13 protein-coding genes are annotated in these 17,650 nt (G+C 56.5%); 1 reads left to right on the forward strand and 12 read right to left on the reverse strand.

Features of this window, described 5'->3' with window-relative positions:
* Positions 1 to 57: 57 nt before the first annotated feature.
* The 3 genes from EV662_RS17595 to EV662_RS17605 all read right to left on the reverse strand — a co-directional run bounded on the left by EV662_RS17595 (position 58) and on the right by EV662_RS17605 (position 3,941).
* Entirely contained in the window at positions 58 to 873 is an 816-nt protein-coding gene (locus EV662_RS17595; protein WP_132465589.1) for a hypothetical protein, read from the reverse strand.
* Positions 866 to 2,047, reverse strand: a complete 1,182-nt coding sequence (locus tag EV662_RS17600) for a tyrosine-type recombinase/integrase (protein ID WP_132465592.1) — start codon at positions 2,045 to 2,047, stop codon at positions 866 to 868. The genes EV662_RS17595 and EV662_RS17600 overlap by 8 nt, the downstream gene beginning before the upstream one ends.
* A 169-nt stretch (positions 2,048 to 2,216) precedes the next feature.
* Entirely contained in the window at positions 2,217 to 3,941 is a 1,725-nt protein-coding gene (locus tag EV662_RS17605) for a recombinase family protein (protein WP_132465595.1), read from the reverse strand.
* 370 nt (positions 3,942 to 4,311) lie between these two features.
* Here EV662_RS17605 and EV662_RS17610 point away from each other — a divergent pair, with 370 nt between their 5' ends.
* Positions 4,312 to 5,091, forward strand: a complete 780-nt coding sequence (locus EV662_RS17610) for a hypothetical protein (protein WP_132465598.1) — start codon at positions 4,312 to 4,314, stop codon at positions 5,089 to 5,091.
* 8 nt (positions 5,092 to 5,099) lie between these two features.
* Here the strand turns inward: EV662_RS17610 and EV662_RS17615 are convergent, their stop codons facing one another.
* The 9 genes from EV662_RS17615 to EV662_RS17655 form a co-directional block, all read right to left on the reverse strand.
* Positions 5,100 to 6,122, reverse strand: coding sequence for a hypothetical protein (locus tag EV662_RS17615; RefSeq protein WP_132465601.1), 1,023 nt, complete (start codon positions 6,120 to 6,122; stop codon positions 5,100 to 5,102).
* 115 nt (positions 6,123 to 6,237) lie between these two features.
* Positions 6,238 to 7,548 (reverse strand): hypothetical protein, encoded by a 1,311-nt coding sequence (locus tag EV662_RS17620; RefSeq protein ID WP_132465604.1) that lies wholly within the window; start codon positions 7,546 to 7,548, stop codon positions 6,238 to 6,240.
* 601 nt (positions 7,549 to 8,149) lie between these two features.
* Entirely contained in the window at positions 8,150 to 8,866 is a 717-nt protein-coding gene (locus EV662_RS17625) for a M48 family metallopeptidase (RefSeq protein ID WP_132465606.1), read from the reverse strand.
* On the reverse strand, positions 8,863 to 12,078 hold the full coding sequence (locus EV662_RS17630) for a type I restriction endonuclease subunit R (protein WP_132465609.1): 3,216 nt from the start codon (positions 12,076 to 12,078) through the stop codon (positions 8,863 to 8,865). Before EV662_RS17630 ends, EV662_RS17625 begins: the two co-directional genes overlap by 4 nt.
* Positions 12,071 to 13,738 (reverse strand): DUF6119 family protein, encoded by a 1,668-nt coding sequence (locus tag EV662_RS17635; RefSeq protein WP_132465613.1) that lies wholly within the window; start codon positions 13,736 to 13,738, stop codon positions 12,071 to 12,073. The genes EV662_RS17630 and EV662_RS17635 overlap by 8 nt, the downstream gene beginning before the upstream one ends.
* On the reverse strand, positions 13,735 to 14,967 hold the full coding sequence (locus EV662_RS17640) for a restriction endonuclease subunit S (RefSeq protein ID WP_132465616.1): 1,233 nt from the start codon (positions 14,965 to 14,967) through the stop codon (positions 13,735 to 13,737). Before EV662_RS17640 ends, EV662_RS17635 begins: the two co-directional genes overlap by 4 nt.
* Positions 14,960 to 16,480 (reverse strand): type I restriction-modification system subunit M, encoded by a 1,521-nt coding sequence (locus EV662_RS17645; RefSeq protein ID WP_132465618.1) that lies wholly within the window; start codon positions 16,478 to 16,480, stop codon positions 14,960 to 14,962. The genes EV662_RS17640 and EV662_RS17645 overlap by 8 nt, the downstream gene beginning before the upstream one ends.
* Before the next feature lie 59 nt (positions 16,481 to 16,539).
* A complete protein-coding gene (locus EV662_RS17650) occupies positions 16,540 to 16,845 on the reverse strand; it encodes a hypothetical protein (RefSeq protein WP_132465621.1) in 306 nt (101 codons plus the stop codon).
* A 50-nt stretch (positions 16,846 to 16,895) separates the two neighbouring features.
* The gene (locus tag EV662_RS17655; protein ID WP_132465624.1) at positions 16,896 to 17,528 is read right to left on the reverse strand and encodes a restriction endonuclease subunit S domain-containing protein; all 633 of its coding nucleotides are present in this window, start codon (positions 17,526 to 17,528) and stop codon (positions 16,896 to 16,898) included.
* Positions 17,529 to 17,650 lie beyond the last annotated feature (122 nt).

A 17,650-nucleotide genomic window follows, 5' to 3' on the forward strand; every position in this document is an offset into this window, starting at 1 on the left:
TCTTCGGGCTTGTGCTTCTTCTGGGGCATTCCTTCGTCCTCCATCTGGCTCGAAAGCCTACTTCAGGGAGGACCACTTTTCAGGGGGCAGGCCAACCGAGACGCCATTTGCGACCAGTAGCGAGAATCCTGCCAGCAGCACCGTCATTTCAAGCAGGGTGTTCATGATGGAGTCGTGGGCGGCTCCCATGCCCTTCGCCACCAGGCGGCTGGAAATCTGGCTATCGAGCACCTCCGCGGCAAAGCTCAGCGCTGCGATGGCGGCGGAGTCATAGTCGCCGATTTCCCTGTCATAGTGGCCGATGCTCGGCGTTTCGCCCGTGGCTTTGATCCAATACACGTTCATCAGGACAAGCCAGGGGTGGAGGGCATGCCCCCGGCCCTTGCGTCTCTTTTCAATTGCCTCGGCTTCGATCTGTTCAAGGCAGTTGGCCAAGGTCAGCAGGGTCTTCTGCAATCCATCATATCGAAACCCCTTGCCGTCTGCCTTGATCGGAAAAATGGCCGACAGGATTTCCAGCGTGTCGGAATTTGCCGATGCGTCGTCCTGAAGCTCTCTACCCGCGGCCGTTCCCGCATCGGAGAGTTCACGAAAGACCGATCTATCGGCTATTGCGCGCGCCAAGCTGTCGGCCAACTCGTGGCTGGCGCGTTGTGCGCGGGAAAGCTTTTTCAAAGCTTCCGTTCGGGACGGCGCCGCAGCCTGTCGGTCCATATGCGAGAAGTAGAAAGCACCCGCGACCCCGAGATAATCCTTGCCGATAGCTTGCACATGCGGGTCTGTAATCCGGGCCAGTCGGAAGAACTCGGCAAACGTCTCTTCGGAATAGGAAGCCAACGCGCGCCGGTAATCGTCAAAAAACGCATCACTCATCAATGCGCTGCCCTTCCTTCGCGGCCGTCGCATAGGCGAACATCGCCTCTGTCGCCTTGTTCACGGAATCGCGCACGGGGTCCAGGTTCAGGCGGGCATAGATCGCCGTCGACTGCTGGCTGCGATGGCCCAGGGACTTGCCGATGATGTAGCCATTGGCGCCGGTTGCGGCCTGGTAGCTGCCCAGGGTGCGGCGCAGGTCGTGAATCCGCAGGTCGGCAATCCCGGCCTCTTTGAGGATGCGTGCCCAGGCCTTTTTGGGATCGGCCAGGTGGCCTGACGCGCCACTGCCGGGAAACACCCACGGGCTGTCCGAGGCGAGCTTGCGTTCTTTCAGGATTTCCAGCGCTTGGGCAGGCAGGTGGACGATCTGCGCGTCGCCGTTCTTCGTCTGGCCGATCCGCCAGGTCGCCGTGCTGAAGTTGATATCCTGCCAGCGCATCGCGAGCGTATTGGACTTCCGCGCGCCGGTCAGCAGGGAAATCAGGAAGAAATCGCGCGCGGCCTCGTTCGGCTCGTTCGCCAGGGCTTCGAAGAACCGAGGCAACTCGTCGGGCTGCAGGAAGCGGTCGCGGCTCTGTTCCTTGAACTTCTTGATGCCCGCGGCCGGGTTCGTGCCGTCCCAGCCCCAATCAATCGCCTTGTTGAAGATCGACCGGACCCGCTCAAGCAGGCGGTTGGCCTGGTAAATGCCGTTTTCCTTCCCGACGCGGGCGTGCAAACGCTCCACATCGGATTTTGTAATCTTCGATATCTTGCGTTTGAACCAGTGGGAAAGGAACTTCGTAACTTCCCGCTCGTCGTATTTCCAAGAGCGTTTGTGAACTTTCGAATACTTTTCCAAATATTCCTCGAACAGCGCGCCGAACGTCATCTCGTCGCGGATGGCGCGCCGTTCCTTCTGCGGGTTCTTGCCGCTTGCAATCTCGCCCTTCGCCTTCTGCGCGAGCTTTCGGGCGTTCTCGATGCTGATATCGGGGAAGCGCCCCAGGAGAAGCCGCTCGGGGCGCCCCTCCACGCGCTTGTAGAGATAGAAGCTTTTGCTGCCGCCAGGCGAGACGGCCAGGACCAGGCCCTGTTCCCGCTCGTCATAGTAGTAGTCCCGGCTGCCCTTAGCGGCGGGCGGGGCCTTCGACAAGGCGGCCTTGGTGAAGTTCAGGCGGTGGCTGGCCATGCTGCCTCCCGTGATCCAGTGCTACATCGGTGCTACGCTGGTGCTACACTCTGGAGCAAATTTGGGCAATCTGGCGGCATGACGAGCAAGTCAAGAGTTTTCGTAACATATTGATATAAAAAGATAGAAATGCCTTCGGCGAATTTGAGCAAACTACAGGCCCTTAGACTCATAACCTGAAGGTCGTAGGTTCAAATCCTACCCCCGCAACCATCTGAACCTTGCTCGCTACCATGCGAGGCTCAGAGCCGGTCTCCGGCGAATCCGCAACGGACTCGACCTGCTCAATTTCCTTTCTCTCTTCCGTGTTGAGCCTGTCCCTGGGCTTCAGAGACACGCCCGTTGAATTCCTGCTGTCCGAGACCTGAAGGATACCTGCAAGGTCTCCATACAGATCGACGATCAGTTCCGTCCGTTCCGCATTGGGCGTCAGGACGATCTTGTCGACAAGTCCCCGGATAAGCTGCGCCGACTCCGGCCGATGCGCCGGATCGTTCAGGTTGGCCAGCAACCCCTCGATGGCTTCTGCATAGCGCATCGCCATATTGGGATGCACGTAGACCGGCGCTTCTTCAGTGGCCTCCAGAAGCTCCACCAATTCGTCTTTGCGCGCTTGAAGGCTGTTCGCCTTCTCCGCAAGGAAGCTCGCCTGAGTGCCCTGCGCCACGAGCTGGAGGAAGTTCTCCATCTCGCGCTCAACCTTCGCCAGTTCCTTGCGATATCCAATGAGGTTGGCGTTGTGTTCCATGCGCAGACGGTTGATGTGCGCGGTGTATTCCTCGCAGAAGACCTTGGTCATCTCAGGGTTCATCAGTCGCGTCCGGAGCGCGCCGATCACCTTCTCTTCCAGCACATCCTGACTGATCGTCGTGCGGCAGTTGCAGGTTCCCTTATTGCGTGCTGTCGAGCAGCCGTAGCGTCGAGGACCGACGATGGACATCCCGCCACCGCATTCTCCGCACTTCAGCAGAAATGAGAACAGATTGGGCGGGCGCTTCTTGTCCTGAAAGCGCGGACGCTTGTCGAGCTCGCCCTGGTGCTCCTTAACCTTCTGCCACGTCGCCTGATCGATGATCCGAAGGTGCTCGACCTCAACGCGCTTCCACTCGCTTTCGGGGTTAAGGCGCGAAATACGCTTCCCGGTGTCGGGATGCTTCTGATAGGTGAGCTTGTTCCAGACAAGCTGTCCGATATAGAGCTCGTTGTTCAGGATGCCCGTGCCACGATGACGGTTGCCATAGATCGTACTGGAGCCCCAAGCCTTGCCGGAAGGGCCGGGAATACCTTCGGCATTGAGCTCATGGGCGATTTTCTTCGGTGACTTCCCCCGAAGATAGTCCCCGAAAATCCGCTGGACGATACGCGCCTCGTCTTCGTTGATCGCGCGTTCGCCCGAGACCAGTTCGCCCTTTTCGTCGAGCGTGCGAATGACGTCATAGCCGTAGCATTTCCCGCCCGCGCTTTTGCCTTCGAGGATACGTCCTTCGAGGCCGCGTTTCGTCTTCGCGCGGATTTCCTTGATGTAGAGTGCATTCATCGTGCCTTTCAGCCCGATATGCATCTCATCGACCAGCCCTTCGCTGATCGTTATAATCTGGATGCCCATGAAACGAAGTTTCTTGAAGACGGATGCAACATCGGCTTGATCGCGGCTAATGCGGTCGAGTGCTTCCGAAACGACAACGTCAAATTTGCGTTCCATGGCATCCAGAAGCAATTTCTGAATGCCGGAACGAATAAGTGTCTGACCCGACTCCGCAGCATCGGAATAGTTTTGAATAATTTTGAGGCCGCGCCGTTTCGCTTCTTCGCCGCAAATACGAAGCTGGTCGTCGATGGATTTATCGGTTTGAAGTTCAGTTGAGTAACGGGCGTATGCTGCGGCTCTAATCATTTTTCAGTCCTTTCTTAGCAGGACTACTATACCGCACTTTGCGCGAATCTGTCACCTCTTTGTAGTCTTTATCCGCAGAAACCCTTGCGAGATGTCGAACCAATTCAGTAATGCGTGGATCGGAAATAGAGGCGGCGTTTACGAAATCCTTCGCGGCGCCTGCGAAGTTTTTCTTATCGCCTGAATTTCCCACTATTACCTCCACCATATTTACAGAATACCACCCAAAGTAGTATGCCCGCAAATTTTGTTATGCTGCGCTGCAACGCGGTCGGCGCGCTTCTGAGGGGTGCTCACCCCCTTTCGGTAGTACCAGTCAGGAGCTGCGTAGCGCCTTGATAATCGGTGCGTAGAAACTGATAAAAACGGCATGGACGCAGTGGATTGGCAGAAGGCGACAGAGGAACAGCGGGCACGCCTCTATCGGGTGGCCAAGGCCGTCATGGATAGCGCCGGGCTTGCGCCTGCCGAGTTTTACCGCGCTGCACTCAATGGTCAGATCGTCGATCCGGTCTCGACCGGCGGCAACTTTTCACGCGGTAAGATTGCACGCCGCAGCGCAGTCATGATCCATAGCTGGATTGAATCCAATCACTTGGACATCGCTCTTCGCGTTGCGCCGGAACTGTTCACACGTCCCGCCCGTGGCGGCTGGCTGGCCTTGCTCGAAGAGCGCACCCGTTATGGTGCACTCAGTTTGCTGCGGTTTTCGTCGCTGGGGTTGGTGCGCCAGGCGGGCAGGCATCCGATTGATGAGCGCCCCGTACGCCTCGGGGAAAAGTTCGCCTTCGCCCTGACCTCGGAGATCGCAGGTCATGCATTCGCCTTCCAGGAGGTGCGCGGCCTATGGCATCTCTTCTCGCTCAGTGAAGACCCCGCCGCTGCCTTCGTCAGTTGCGGCCATGGTCGCCATGAGCTTCCCCGCAAGGCCGATGGGTCACCACTTGCCTTGATCGAGGCTGACACGGACGGGCTGCACTCCTTCGTCTTTGTCGTCGTCGAAGATATCGACACGCTTGACGATACGGTTTCAGGGCTTCGCGGCCTTGCACTGCGGCCGGAACAACTCGGCGAATTGGCCACCATGCTGGCCGCGCTTGACGCGGGGCAATACGCTATTCACCGGATCAATATCCAATTTGTTCGATAGCCCGGACGCTATTCCGGTAAGCCGATGGAGCGGATCATCTGCAACAGGCGATTGTTCAGCGGCTTGAGCTCTGCCCATTGCTGCGCGCCGCGCGTTTTGAAGGCGCGGTGATCGTCGATCTCGCCAATCATCGCCCGCTGGATATCCTCGAACAGCCCGTCATATCCGCCCAGATCATCCCAGAGCTTTTGCAGGCCGATGACTTCAGCGAATATCTGCGAGCGCCCAAGCACGCGGCTGACCACCTCGCTCTGGTAGCGTTTGATTTCGGCTTCCGGCGGATAATAATCCGCCGGGATGGATTCCAGCCCCTCATGATGGGCTCGCTTTATCGCGGGGATATAGGGCAGCTCGACCAGATGCCCGAGCAGCATGAAAAGCCGTGTTGCCGCCCAGGGATGCGTCCGGTTTTCACCGTCGCAGGAACGCTCTTCATGCTCGATGATCAGGATCACGACCATGATGCAGGTCGCGTAATAGCGGAAGAGCACCCAATTCTCGGGCGAATACGCCCCGAGGACTATCTCGGTTGAATCGTGATCAGTCTGGAGTTCCAGACAAAGCGGCGCAAGCGCCAGCTCTTCGCCGGTCAATTCCGCCAGCGGCGTATTCACCGGCTCAGCGTGCGAGACGAGGCCATAGCGCGTGTCGGAACCGGCTTCGAGCAGCGCCGCGCCGCCGGTCAGGGAGAAGTGGCCGTTGGCATAGTGATTGAGCTCATGCTGCATCAACCAGCGGAGCGACATATCGACGGTGTGCGATGGATTCCCGAGCAGGTCGATCCGGTCGCCCTCAGGCAATCCTGCCGATAGCTCAAGCGCGCTGTTCCACACCGCGTCGATCCGATCCACGACGCCGGTGCTGACATCAACAACAACGCCGTCTGACGCCATCGAGACCTGCGCGAAGAACGCGTCGCTCTCGACAATTTCCAGCCGCACGTCAGCCGGGAACGGGCTGCCCACCCGCTCATCATAGCGGTCGAAAGCGGCAGCCAGGGCATGGCGCAGGCGGACTTCTTGGTCTGTCACGGAGCAGCCGGATTTGGGAGCGTCATCGGCGTGCAGATATGGCGAAGTCGATTTTGCAGCGCAACATCTCCAATGATTAATGCGGCAACAGAGGCAAAATCACAGTAGTTGAAATTTAGAATGAGCGCATTACGGAGCTTGATCTAATTAACGCATTCTGAGCAACAAACTGCATTAGGTCTACATACGCCCAAAGCTCTTCTTCAGCTTTTGAAAACGGCAACAGCATTTCCGAGCGGATATTGTCCACATCATTTTTTGTGTGAACAATTCTACACCGGATATCATAGAGGAGCTCTGCAACATCAGGGCGATGATCGTGACCTTTGCGGCCTAGGTTGATTGTTTTGTCGGTTATACCTTTCTGTTTCTTACTGACAATTTCCGCCACATCCGCATTCTCTTCAAAGTAGCGCAATACGTCGTCGAGTGTTATGACTTCGGATACGGTTGCCCTTATTTGCTCACGCTCACTGCCACCAACACGGCCACTCCCTGCGATGGTTGAAACCAATTTGGTGAGATCAGACTCTCTGTCTACCCTAAAGTTTGGATGCTTCAAAATCTTGCGAACTCCACGAATGGCCTCCAGTTTCGCAAAGTTTGGAAAGTAGTATTCGGCAACTTGGTAATATGCCAGGAACTGAAGTAGTGGCATACCACGCGCGCTCTTCGCATACCAATAGAGGGAGATCGGCGCAGTGTCATATTCGAAAGACGGAAACTGTAGAGCTGCAGCTTCCTTGGAGCTAAATCCTTTCCGTCGTAATCCCCGCCGCCTGCGAAAGGATTTGCGCAATGAAAGCGTAACATCTCTTTCTAGGTCGATTTGAAAAAATAGCGAGTTCGAAATTACCTCAAGCGCGCTGAGCGCGGAACTGTAGCTCTGAGGCTCGTTGAGAAATATCTTAAGGCTTAGTGGTGCCCGACCGCCAGCCCTTGAGGAGAAGACACGAAGACTCTCGCTGCCTGCTGAAATTTCAAGCTTAATCCCGCTGGAGGATTCTGCTTGTAGAGATAATCCTTGGTTCTCATCATCCTCAAGAGCACCTTCTACCCCAGAAGAAAAACCCAATCGCCGCTCGATCATTGAGATACCACCGAACGCATCTCGCGTCGTAAGGGCTGCTTCTATCTCACCTCGTTTGAGATCAGCAATCGCATCATAGTCACCAAGGAATGTGAAGCGCTCGAATTCAATCGATAGAATTTCTTTTGCTTGGTCTTGACTCGAAATTGGAATACGCCTTGGCTCCGCCCCTGCTGGCATAAGAATATATTGCGTCTTTATTATATCATCGACGTACTTTGTTTCCCGAATTTCGGTGCCAATACCGGCTTTATCGGCGCGTTGAGCTATCTCTTCAACTAAATCTGCGTCACTCATAAAATCCCCCAGCGTGGTTGCTTGATAATCTTGCTGCAAGTGTCTATTCTTACATGGATAATGAAGCTGCGTCTATGCCTATGCGATGGCCTAATGGAGTGAATTCTCGCAGCTCGCAGGATTTGAGTGAGTATGAATTCTTCCTGCTCACAATCGACGGCATTGGGGTTAATATTATTCCAGTGCTGGGGTAAGGTTGCCGACCAGGCCTTTTACATCGGGCTTAATCCCTGCGAAGATGGTAGTACCAATCCGGCCCCGTTATCGTGAACCGCAAGATGTGTGTGGTAGTACCACACATCTTGGCAAGGGAGCCCGCTGCGCGCCCCCGTTGCATCCCCCCGGCCATGGCTCTTCCTGGGCGTTGAATCCATCCAGAGCCAGCAGACCGTATCGCCGGTCAATCCCTCGCAGGGAGACTTCGCTCTCCCTGCACCCATCGACTTGGGCGGCGTTCCTGCCCCAAGACCCCTGACCATTTCATGGAGACGACTTCATCGAGACCAAGGACGGGAGCATGTCATAGCTGCCCTTCCTTGGAACCTTCCCATCGACCAACCCTGCGCGGATTGGATGCACGCCATTTCATGGAGACGCAATCGGCGAGACCAACAGTATGCTGGTCGGATACGTGTGCAAGCTATGCCATCTGACGTTCAAGTCTCAGCTTTCTCTTCTCCCAATCCGGCATTACGCAACGCAAGAGATCGAAGAACTCCCGCCCGTGATGGGGGTGTTTGATATGGCAAAGCTCGTGGGTGATCACATAATCAATAGCCTCTGTAGAGGCCCCGATCAGCGCTCGGTTCAGCACCAAATTGTGCCGCCCTGTCATTGACCCCCACCGAAGGCTCAGCTCTCGAATGATGATGCTGTTCGGAACGACCTTCTCAGGGTCTGGAAAGCGCCCTCGACAGATGTGCAAACGCTCCGCGAATTTGATCTGGGCACGCTGCAACATCCAGTGTCGCACAAGCTCGCGGGTCTGGGTGGCGCGACCTGGCTTCGTACTCCAAACCACCAGCTGACCGCGCTGCATCTTGACGATGTTCTGTATGCCGGGGATCACCTTGAGTTTATATTGGCGACCCAAGTACAGGTGGGTCTCGCCACCGATATAGCGCCGTTCTGGCGTTTTGGGCTGGAACTGGTCGTAGTAGCGCAGCTGTTTGCAAATCCACGGCGCGCGTTTGCGCACCTTCTCGATGATACGTTCAGAGCTTGCGTCTTCGGGCGCGACAACCTCGACCTGCTGGTTGGGCAAGACACTGATCGACAGGGTTTTGCGAATCCGCCTCACGACAGAAAAACGGATTGTCTCGCTGCCGAAGCTTGCCTCAAGAACCTCGGCACTCATCCGGGGAACCTCGCCCGCGCGATATCCATGATCTGCAGCTCGATGTCATCGAGAAGGTCGAGGGGAATGTCGATGCCCTTCTCGTCGCGCACGACATCAAAGAAGTAGTCGTCGATGGCGTTGCGCATGTTGTTCTGCGCCATCTCGTTCGACCAGACATCGACGATGTGGTGATCTTTGACGATCCCGATGATCGACTGTGCGACATCGGCTGTCACCGTATCCTCAACGCCGCTGTTGATCTCCTTCAGGATCGGCTCAAGGACGCCGAAGACAGCTTGAGCGTCCGTGTCGCCCTTGATGCTTTCCGGCATGTCTCGGCCATGATCACGGCGCGCAACGCGCCCCGCCAAATCCACGACCGTCTTGAGGTAATCCTTCTCCGAAATCCGCTTCTCGCGGTAATCGCGGATCGTCTCCGCCAGCATCTCAGAGAACTGCCTGTAGAAGGAAGGGTCTTCCTCCATCTTTTCCGTGATCGTGCGTTTGGTGGCGCTTGCAATGCGATCCGCCTTGGAAGCAGCGGTCGTGCCCTCTTCTTCGATCACGGCGTTAAGAGCGTCAGGATCGTTGATGTTCACCAGGTCGATGATCACCTCGGCAGGTTTTGCCGTGACATGATCGTCGAGCAACTTCTGAATCTTGGGCTCGAACTCTTTCACATCGACGGTTTCCTGATAGCGTAACTGAACGGAACGCTTCAGCTCTGAGAAGGCTTTCCAATCTTTCGTGAAGGTGGCGACCGCCGCCTCGTCGAACACGTCATAGAGCTTCTCGGAGGACAGCGAGATGTGCAAGCAGCGACCATAGTCCTTCAGTCGAGAGTAGAAGTCTTCCCGCTTGGCATCATCCGCCAAGAGCTGCTCGAACTGCTCCATGTCCTTCTTGTTGCGAACCTCCTTGAAGACATCCCAGAGCTGGTCGTGCAGCTGCGGCAGCCTGCGGATTTCCTCGCGAATGTCGTGCAGCGATCCGGCAACATCCTCACCGTCGAAACCCTCAAACGCGCTATAGGTCGTCAGTGCCGCGTCGAGCTCGCCAAGCAGCCCTTCATAATCGACGATGAAGCCGAACTGCTTCTCCTTGTCGTCGTCCTCATAGAGACGGTTCACGCGGGCAATGGCTTGAAGAAGATTATGTTCCCGCAACGGCTTGCACACGTAGAGCACCGTGTTGCGCGGGGCGTCGAAGCCAGTCAGAAGCTTCGAGACGACAATCAGGATTTCAGGATCGCCTGAGCCCTTGAAGGCGTCGATGATCTGGCGATTGTACTCGTCCTCGGTTTTGTGCCTGGCCATCATCTTGTCCCAAAACTTGCGCACCAAGTCCTTGGATTCCTGATCGACCTCCTCATTCCCTTCCTTGTCGTCAGGGGCGGAAATGATGATCTCGCTCGTCACGTGGCCTATCTCGTCGAGAACCTCCTTGAAGCGTACGGCAGCGGCCTTTGAGGGTGCCACCAGTTGCGCCTTGAAACCCGTCCCCTGCCAATACTGGCGGAAGTGTTCTGAAATATCGAACGCCTTGGCGCGGATGGCTTGGCTTGTCTTTGACAAGGCATCCATGCGCGAGAATTTTCGCTTAAGATCGGCTTTCTGCTTCTCCGTCAGTCCCTCGCTGATCTTGTCAAACCAGGTATCGACGACATCGCCGCTGACCTGCTGCTCAACCAAGCGTCCTTCGTAAAGCAAGGGGACAACAGCCTCGTCCTTCACTGCCTGATCAATCGTATATTTGTGAATCAGCCCCCCGAAGGTATCGAGGGTGTTCTTGTCCTTCTTCAGAAGCGGTGTACCGGTGAAGCCGAGATAACAGGCGTTCGGCAAGATGCGCCGCATCTTCAAGGCAAACTTGCCGTGTCCGCCATAGCGGCCTGTCTGGCTGCGGTGGCTTTCATCGACGAGAACGAAGATGTCGGCGCTATCGTCCTTGAAGTCGCCCGCCTTCATGGCGGTATCGAACTTGTTGATGATCGTCGTGATCAACGGCGTGCGGTTTCTGATCAGCTCGATCAGATTTGCCCCCGTGGCTGCCCGCACGGGTTCAAGGTCGCAGGACTTGAAGGTGCCCTTGATCTGCTTGTCCAAGTCATCGCGATCCGTGACGATCAGGATACGGGCGTTCTTCACGTCTTTGTCGAGCGCAAGCGCCCGCCCAAGCATCACCATTGTTAGGCTCTTCCCTGAGCCTTGTGTGTGCCAGATCACGCCACCTTTGCGACGGCCTTCCAGATCAAAACCTTTCAGGCGGGCAAGAGCTATTCTGATGCTGAAGAATTGCTGATGGCGGGCGATCTTACGCACCCCTCCATCGAAAACCGTGAAACGGCGCACAAGGTCGAGAAGACGCTCCGGGCGGCACATCGCATAGATGGCGCGATCCTGCTCACTGATCGATCTCTCCCCTCCCGCAGCTAGCTCCTCGAAGAAGACGCGCGCATCGGCCAAGTCGCCCGAGAAGACAGCGTTCGTTTCCTCTGCCGTCAGAGGACGATTGATCGCGGCGGAGATATCCGCATCCTGATCGTCTTCGTCGCGCCAGATTTGCCAGAACTTGCGCGGAGTGCCCACGGTGGCATAGCGGGCTTCTTGCCGCTTCATGCTCATCAATAGCTGCGCGTAGTGGAAGAGCTGCGGGATGTTGTCTTCGTTCTGATACCCGATTAGCTGGCTGTCAGCTTTCTTGAGCGACTCCGTGGGACGCTTGTTCTCGATCACAATGAACGGAATGCCGTTTACGAAACAGACGATATCGCAGCGCCGTGTCGCGGTGCTCGCCGTCCGCTCGACACTCATCTCCGCCGTCACATGGAAGACGTTGTTTTCAGGTGTCTCCCAGTCGATGTACTTGAAGGAATAGCTCTTGCTGTCGCCCTCAATCGCCTTGGAGATCGTCGTGCCCAGAACCAAGAGATCATAGATATCCTGGTTCGTGCCCTTCAGCCCCTTGAGCTTGTCAGGGGTTGGTTTGAGGCGGTGCAGCGCCTCGTGGGCGTCTTCCAGGTCGAAGGAATAGCTCTTGCCGCGATAGCTGTAGCTGTTGAGCTTCAGCATCTGCTCGACAACGATGTCGTCGAGGATCACGCTGCGTGGTTTCCCCCGCAACTGATCGACCTTCACCTGTGATAACGGCTGGAAGCCAAGCGCCACGAGCGTCTGGATCGCAGGTATCTGGGATTGGTACTTTTCACTGGGATCAAAGCCATCAAGCATCGAGAGTCTCCTCGATTACTTCGCTCACCTCGTCACTCTTCGTCGCTTTCTTCTTCTTCACACCAACCGCCGCTGGTTTTTTAATCCAAGCAAACTCATAGCTATAACCCAGGGCTTTCAGCTCTCGCGCTGCTTGGCGCAGCGTGATCATACTAAAGAATGGGAGCTTGGGGCTGTCGCCAGTGCCAATTACGGCATAAACGACCGTGAAATCCTGAGGGCGGAAATCCTCGCCGTCCGCGCAAATTATCGTTTCAAAGCCTGTCTGTCCCGTCTCAGCCTGTATGACACCCACTTTCTCACGGGTCTTATCACGGCATGGACCATCAAGGATGAGCACCCGACCTGAAACGGTGCCCTGGTTAAATAGATGGCTCAACCGTGAAGAGGATGTCTTATCTTTTACGTGGATCAGTCTGTTGTCTTTGCTCAAGAAATCGCAAATTTCAATCGTGGTCGCTGAGCCCGTGGGCTTCACCAGCTGCGCGTCTAGGCAAAGTAGATCAGGTTCTTCGATCTTGAGCCGCGCATTGTACTTCTGCTCGTTCTCCTCAGCCTTCGCTTCCGGCAGATCATACCGATCCAGCTTGTCGAAGAACTCTTGAACCTGTTTGGCGAGATCGCTTTCAACCTCGTACCATCGTCCGCCAGATAGTACATAGGTGCGACCGTCTATCTCGACTTCGCAGACCAAACACTCAGAGATTTTCCACTTGCCACCGCAATCGCGGCCTTCGTCATCGACTTCGTGCACGGTGTGGCCATTAAAATCGTCGAGCCCATAGTCAGTCTTGCCGCGCTCCTGGAGGGCTTCAAGATATCCGGAAAGGTCTAGGTCGGGATAAATCTGACTGCTGCGAAATCCCTTGTAGCGCAGCTGATTGCTTTTCTCAGGATCGTATATGACCGGAAAGGCAAGGTGGAGGCCTTCTGGGTCACCGCCTTTCACGGCGCCGTCAATACACGCGACCGCTTCGGCATTCAGCTTCTCAATGAGCTCGTTCTCGCGGACATGCTTGATCTGGTCGATCCATGCAAAATGCTCTTTGTAATCCTCTTTCTGGTAAACCGAATAGGCCTCGGCGCAGGCCGTGGAGAGGTCGGCCACTGTCATCTTGCGGTCCATCGAGAGAGCATCTGTTCCAGCCACGCGTGACGCGAAGGTCTTGTCCTTGGGCGTCCCCGCCAGACCACGCACGATGTCCCGTTCCACATCGATTAGAAAGGCTGTTTGGTCCGATCCACGGCTTGTCTGACTGCGGCGGGACAGCGTGTTTTCGTCTGGGGTGCGGACGTCAGCGCTCTTGAGTTGATTTGGATCGACAGAGTTCAGCACGACACGCAGCCCGAAATCCTGTTCGAACTTCGCCGGATCAAGCTTCACATGCCCCATACCGAAGGAGACGGCGAACCATCGACCAGCGGCTTGAACAAAGACAAGCCCATACGCGGTGTTGTTGTAGAGCTTTTTTTTCTGCTCGTCAGAAAGCTCTAAGAACTTTGACCACTTCGGCGGGTTGCCCCCCATAGTTTCGAGAGCGATGAGCGCGCCCTCTAGCTTGTCCCAGGCGTCCAATTCCACGCCATCGCGCAGTCCATCTTTTGGCGCAAGGCCATGTTTAAGAAGTCGGATCGATAGTTTTTGTGTGTTCCCCTTCATGCCGCTGCCTCCTCATCGTCCGAGACCTCGACACGCCATTCGCCCGTCAGGAGCTTCTGCATCAGACCACGCTTCTGGTCAGTCAGGGCAGCAATCTCCTCGTCCAGTAGCGACAGCTCCCGCTTGGCTTCCGTCAGAGCTTGTGCAATCCGCTTCTGTTCTTCGGTGGGCGGAACCGGCACTCGACAACTGAAGAAGTCGTCAGAGTAGAGGTTGAGCAAGCCATCGTTGCGAACACCCGAATTGATCAGGCGCGAGAGCTGATGGTTCAGCGCGCCTGCGGAGAAGAGGTGGTCATAGAACTCAGGGTCAAGACCGGGCTTCAGAGCAAAGCAATAATAGACGAACGGAACAAGCGCCGTGTCACGGTCAAGCCGGAACACGCAGCCATAGGGGGCAGTCTTTGAGTTGCCTTTATTGTAGGCGAACTCACCCTCATGAAGGAGCGTGTAGCGTTCGACGCTGCGCCCCGCCATGTCTCGCGCAAACTTGTCGGCTTGCATAAGGAAACCGGACTTCGCCGAGATTGTCATAACGGGATGATCGCCGCCCGAACTCTTTCGCTTAACTGGCATACAGACCTTGGAGAGCGGTTTCTGTTGCCAATGTTCTGGGAAAATCCCTCCACGCCCAATCGTTGTTTGCGAAAGGCCATCGAGCCACCGCGCCTTCTCTGTCCGCAAGGAGTTGAGCTTTTCGAGTGCCTCGTCCCAGGTCCGCAGGATCGCTGCGATCTTTCGTTGTTCTGGCAGCGGTGGAAGCGGGATACTGAATTTCTCCAAATCAGCAAGGTTCAATCCTGGCTGGGCTCCGCCCTTCTGGTAGCGATAAACCTCTCGTTGGCCGAGCGCGGAACGCAGAACCTGTTCAACAAACCCAGGTTCGGCCTTCTTAGGCTCAATCGCCACGCGCGCGGTGGTCTGAGTAATGTTAGCGCCTTCCAGCCAATCAGGAACAACAGCAACCGTGCCTGTGTTTGCGCCGACGATGGTAATCACCAAGTCCCCTGCACGCAGCTTGGAACGCTTGTAAGGCGCGTCAATTTCGGGCGTGACCCGTTTGAAGCCATCCAGATCGCGCCAGCCCGCCGAGTAATCGCGACCACGAACAAGAATTACACCGTCTTCAACGAACTGCCCTGGCTGCACGATACCGTAGGTGATCTTGCGCCCCTTTTGCACAAGGCTGGACAAAGGAACTTGGCTGAACTCTTCACTATCTTCACGCATCAATCCCGAGCTCCTTCAGATAGCCCGACATCTTCGCCCGCACGTCTGCCAGCTCGTTCTCAATCCGCACGATGTCCCTCTGCACGGCGGCAACGTCGATCTCTTCCTCCGGCTCGAAAGTGTCTACGTAGCGCGGGATGTTGAGGTTATAGCCGTTCTCGGCAATCTCATCGGTGGTGGCGAGGTGGGAGTACTTATCGACCTCGGCGCGGGCGCTGTAGGTGTCGAGCACCCGCTTGATGTGCGTGTCTTCGTCCATCACGTTCTGGGCTTTGCCAGGCGTGAACTCCTTGCTGGCGTCGATGAAGAGCACGTCCTTGCGATCTGCGTTCGCGCCCCCCTCTTCACGAGAGCGGTCGAACACTAGAATGGCAACGGGGATGCCCGTGGTGGTGAAAAGGTTCGCGGGCAGCCCGACAACCGCGTCGAGGAGGTTCTCCTCGATTAGCTGCTGGCGGATTTTGCCCTCTGCCCCACCCCGGAACAGAACGCCATGCGGAACGATTACCGCCACGCGGCCTGACTGGCGCTTGGCGATCTCGATCATGTGCGTGATGAAGGCATAATCGCCCTTGGACTTTGGCGGGATGCCCCGCCAGTAGCGATTGTACTGGTCTGTGTCCGCGCCATCCGCGCCCCACTTGTCGAGCGAGAACGGCGGGTTGGCGACAACGACATCGAATTTCTGAAGGTGATCGCCCTCGATCAGCGCGGGGCTGTTCAGGGTGTCGCACCATTCGATGCGCGCGGCGTCCTTGGCGTGCAGGAACATGTTCATCCGCGCCAGAGCCCAGGTTGCGCCGTTCACTTCCTGCCCGTAGAGCGCGAAGTTGTCGGAGCCGACAGCCTCCGCCGCCTTGATCAGAAGCGAGCCGGAACCGCAGGCGGGGTCGCAGATTGTGTTGCCTTCCTTCGGCGCGGCAAGCTTTGCCAGCAAGCCCGAGACGGCTGCGGGGGTGTAGAACTCCCCTGCCTTCTTGCCCGCGTCTGAGGCGAAGCGCGAAATCAGGTAGATGTAGGTTTCCCCGATAATGTCTTCCTTCACCCGCGACGGGCGCAAGTCGAGGGCGGGTTTATTGAAGTCTTCGAGGAGATTTTTCAGGCGGCGGTTGCGATCCTTGGTGCGGCCAAGATTCGACTCCGAGTTGAAGTCGATGTTGCGGAACACGCCTTCGAGCTTGGAGCGGTTCTTGTCTTCGATGTCTTCGAGGGCGATGTTGATCAGCTCGCCAATGTTCGGCTCATTGCGCTGCTCATAGAGGTCGTAGAAGCTCGCGCCTTCGGGCAGGTAGAAGCGCTCGCGCTCCATGCGGCGGCGGATGCGGACATCATCGTCACCATACTGCTTGCGGTAGGTCTCGAAGTGGTCGTTCCAGTTGTCCGTGATGTACTTCAGGAACAACATCACCAGAATGTAGTCCTTGTATTGCGCGGGATCGACCGCGCCCCGGAAGGTGTCGCAGGCAGCCCATGCTGCGTTGTTCACTTCCGCCTGTGTCAGTTTGTCGTTCATTTTCAAATCCTTTTGCTAATCATTGTGGGGCAGGCACATGTCCTGCCCCAAACGCTTTCTCAAATTAATCCACAGGGCGGGTTGAACTGCGCGCGAAGCTCGCGTTCGATCAGTATCCGATTGGGTGCATCTGCGTAGATAGCGGCGACAGACAGTTCCACGTGCCCCTGGCCGCGCCAGCATGGTGCGCGGTCGTGGTTCGAAACCCGTTCTCGAATGTTCTGGGACTCTCCGACATCGACCACGTTCCAAGTGGACGCAACGCTGCGCCGTCCAAGGATCACGTAGACGCCGGAGCGCGCCTGCAAGTTGTTTTCATTGCCGAAAGGGCCTTCGGCGTGGTAGCTTCCAATGTTGATGGACATTATTCACCTCATGAGTTTGTCCGTTGCACTTTGCCCGCTTCCGTCCAAGGTCAGCGGGCGACCTTATGCCCAGCTTCATTGCCGTGAAGCTGGGCGTTTCGCACCTGACGCAGCAGGGCGAAGCTCGTGAATTCTTCTTTCTTGGCAGCCAGTTCGCGCAGCAAGCCAGCTTCCTTCGCAGCTAGGCGGCTTACCTCGACAACCAGTTTCTGGGTGACAAGATCGGGGATGCTGACGGGCATCTTGTCCAGGCAATCACGCGGGATCATCCTGAGCTTCGTGCCGCGCGCGCAAGAATCGAGATACCGCTGCGCCTCGGGCTGATTGATGAGCCACGCCAAGAAGTCAGGCAGCACCAAATCCTTGTTTGCCCGAAGGATTATGAGGGGAAGGAGGGCGACCGCCTCTTCGTCAGTGTCGCCCACCACGACCATCGCCGTATTTTTGTCACCTCGGGAGCGGAACAAAACATCCCCAGCTCCAACCGCGTAGCGATCTAGCCTTCCTTCCAGCTTATAGCGTGAGGCGGCTGCCAGCGGGACTTCGAAGTCGCTCCGCAAATCACCCATCTGAAGGGCGGGGATGCCCCGCAAGCCGTCCTCCACGAGGGCAGAGCGAGCCGTGAAGCCGCTTTGGATGCCGCACACATCCGATAGTGTTTTGATTTCATGTCTGTAGGTCATGCTCAAACAATACAACCCAACCCGCAAGCTGTCAAGCAAAATAATTGCAGTAGGTTTGGCTACTGTTCCGTGTGGGGCTGAGGTGCCTTACTCGCCAGGCTTTCACGCCGGTTGCTAACAGG

Origin of the sequence: Rhodovulum marinum, assembly GCF_004343075.1 — a bacterium.
Taxonomy (GTDB): Bacteria; Pseudomonadota; Alphaproteobacteria; order Rhodobacterales; family Rhodobacteraceae; genus Rhodovulum; species Rhodovulum marinum.

Bases quoted from the DNA above. Each gene is read 5' to 3' on its own strand.
- EV662_RS17595 (WP_132465589.1), bottom strand. From the start codon at position 873: ATGAGTGATGCGTTTTTTGACGATTACCGGCGCGCGTTGGCTTCCTAT.
- EV662_RS17655 (WP_132465624.1), bottom strand. From the start codon at position 17,528: ATGACCTACAGACATGAAATCAAAACACTATCGGATGTGTGCGGCATC.
- EV662_RS17605 (WP_132465595.1), bottom strand. From the start codon at position 3,941: ATGATTAGAGCCGCAGCATACGCCCGTTACTCAACTGAACTTCAAACC.
- EV662_RS17630 (WP_132465609.1), bottom strand. From the start codon at position 12,078: ATGCTTGATGGCTTTGATCCCAGTGAAAAGTACCAATCCCAGATACCT.
- EV662_RS17610 (WP_132465598.1), top strand. From the start codon at position 4,312: ATGGACGCAGTGGATTGGCAGAAGGCGACAGAGGAACAGCGGGCACGC.
- EV662_RS17645 (WP_132465618.1), bottom strand. From the start codon at position 16,480: ATGAACGACAAACTGACACAGGCGGAAGTGAACAACGCAGCATGGGCT.
- EV662_RS17625 (WP_132465606.1), bottom strand. From the start codon at position 8,866: ATGAGTGCCGAGGTTCTTGAGGCAAGCTTCGGCAGCGAGACAATCCGT.
- EV662_RS17600 (WP_132465592.1), bottom strand. From the start codon at position 2,047: ATGGCCAGCCACCGCCTGAACTTCACCAAGGCCGCCTTGTCGAAGGCC.
- EV662_RS17650 (WP_132465621.1), bottom strand. From the start codon at position 16,845: ATGTCCATCAACATTGGAAGCTACCACGCCGAAGGCCCTTTCGGCAAT.
- EV662_RS17640 (WP_132465616.1), bottom strand. From the start codon at position 14,967: ATGCGTGAAGATAGTGAAGAGTTCAGCCAAGTTCCTTTGTCCAGCCTT.
- EV662_RS17635 (WP_132465613.1), bottom strand. From the start codon at position 13,738: ATGAAGGGGAACACACAAAAACTATCGATCCGACTTCTTAAACATGGC.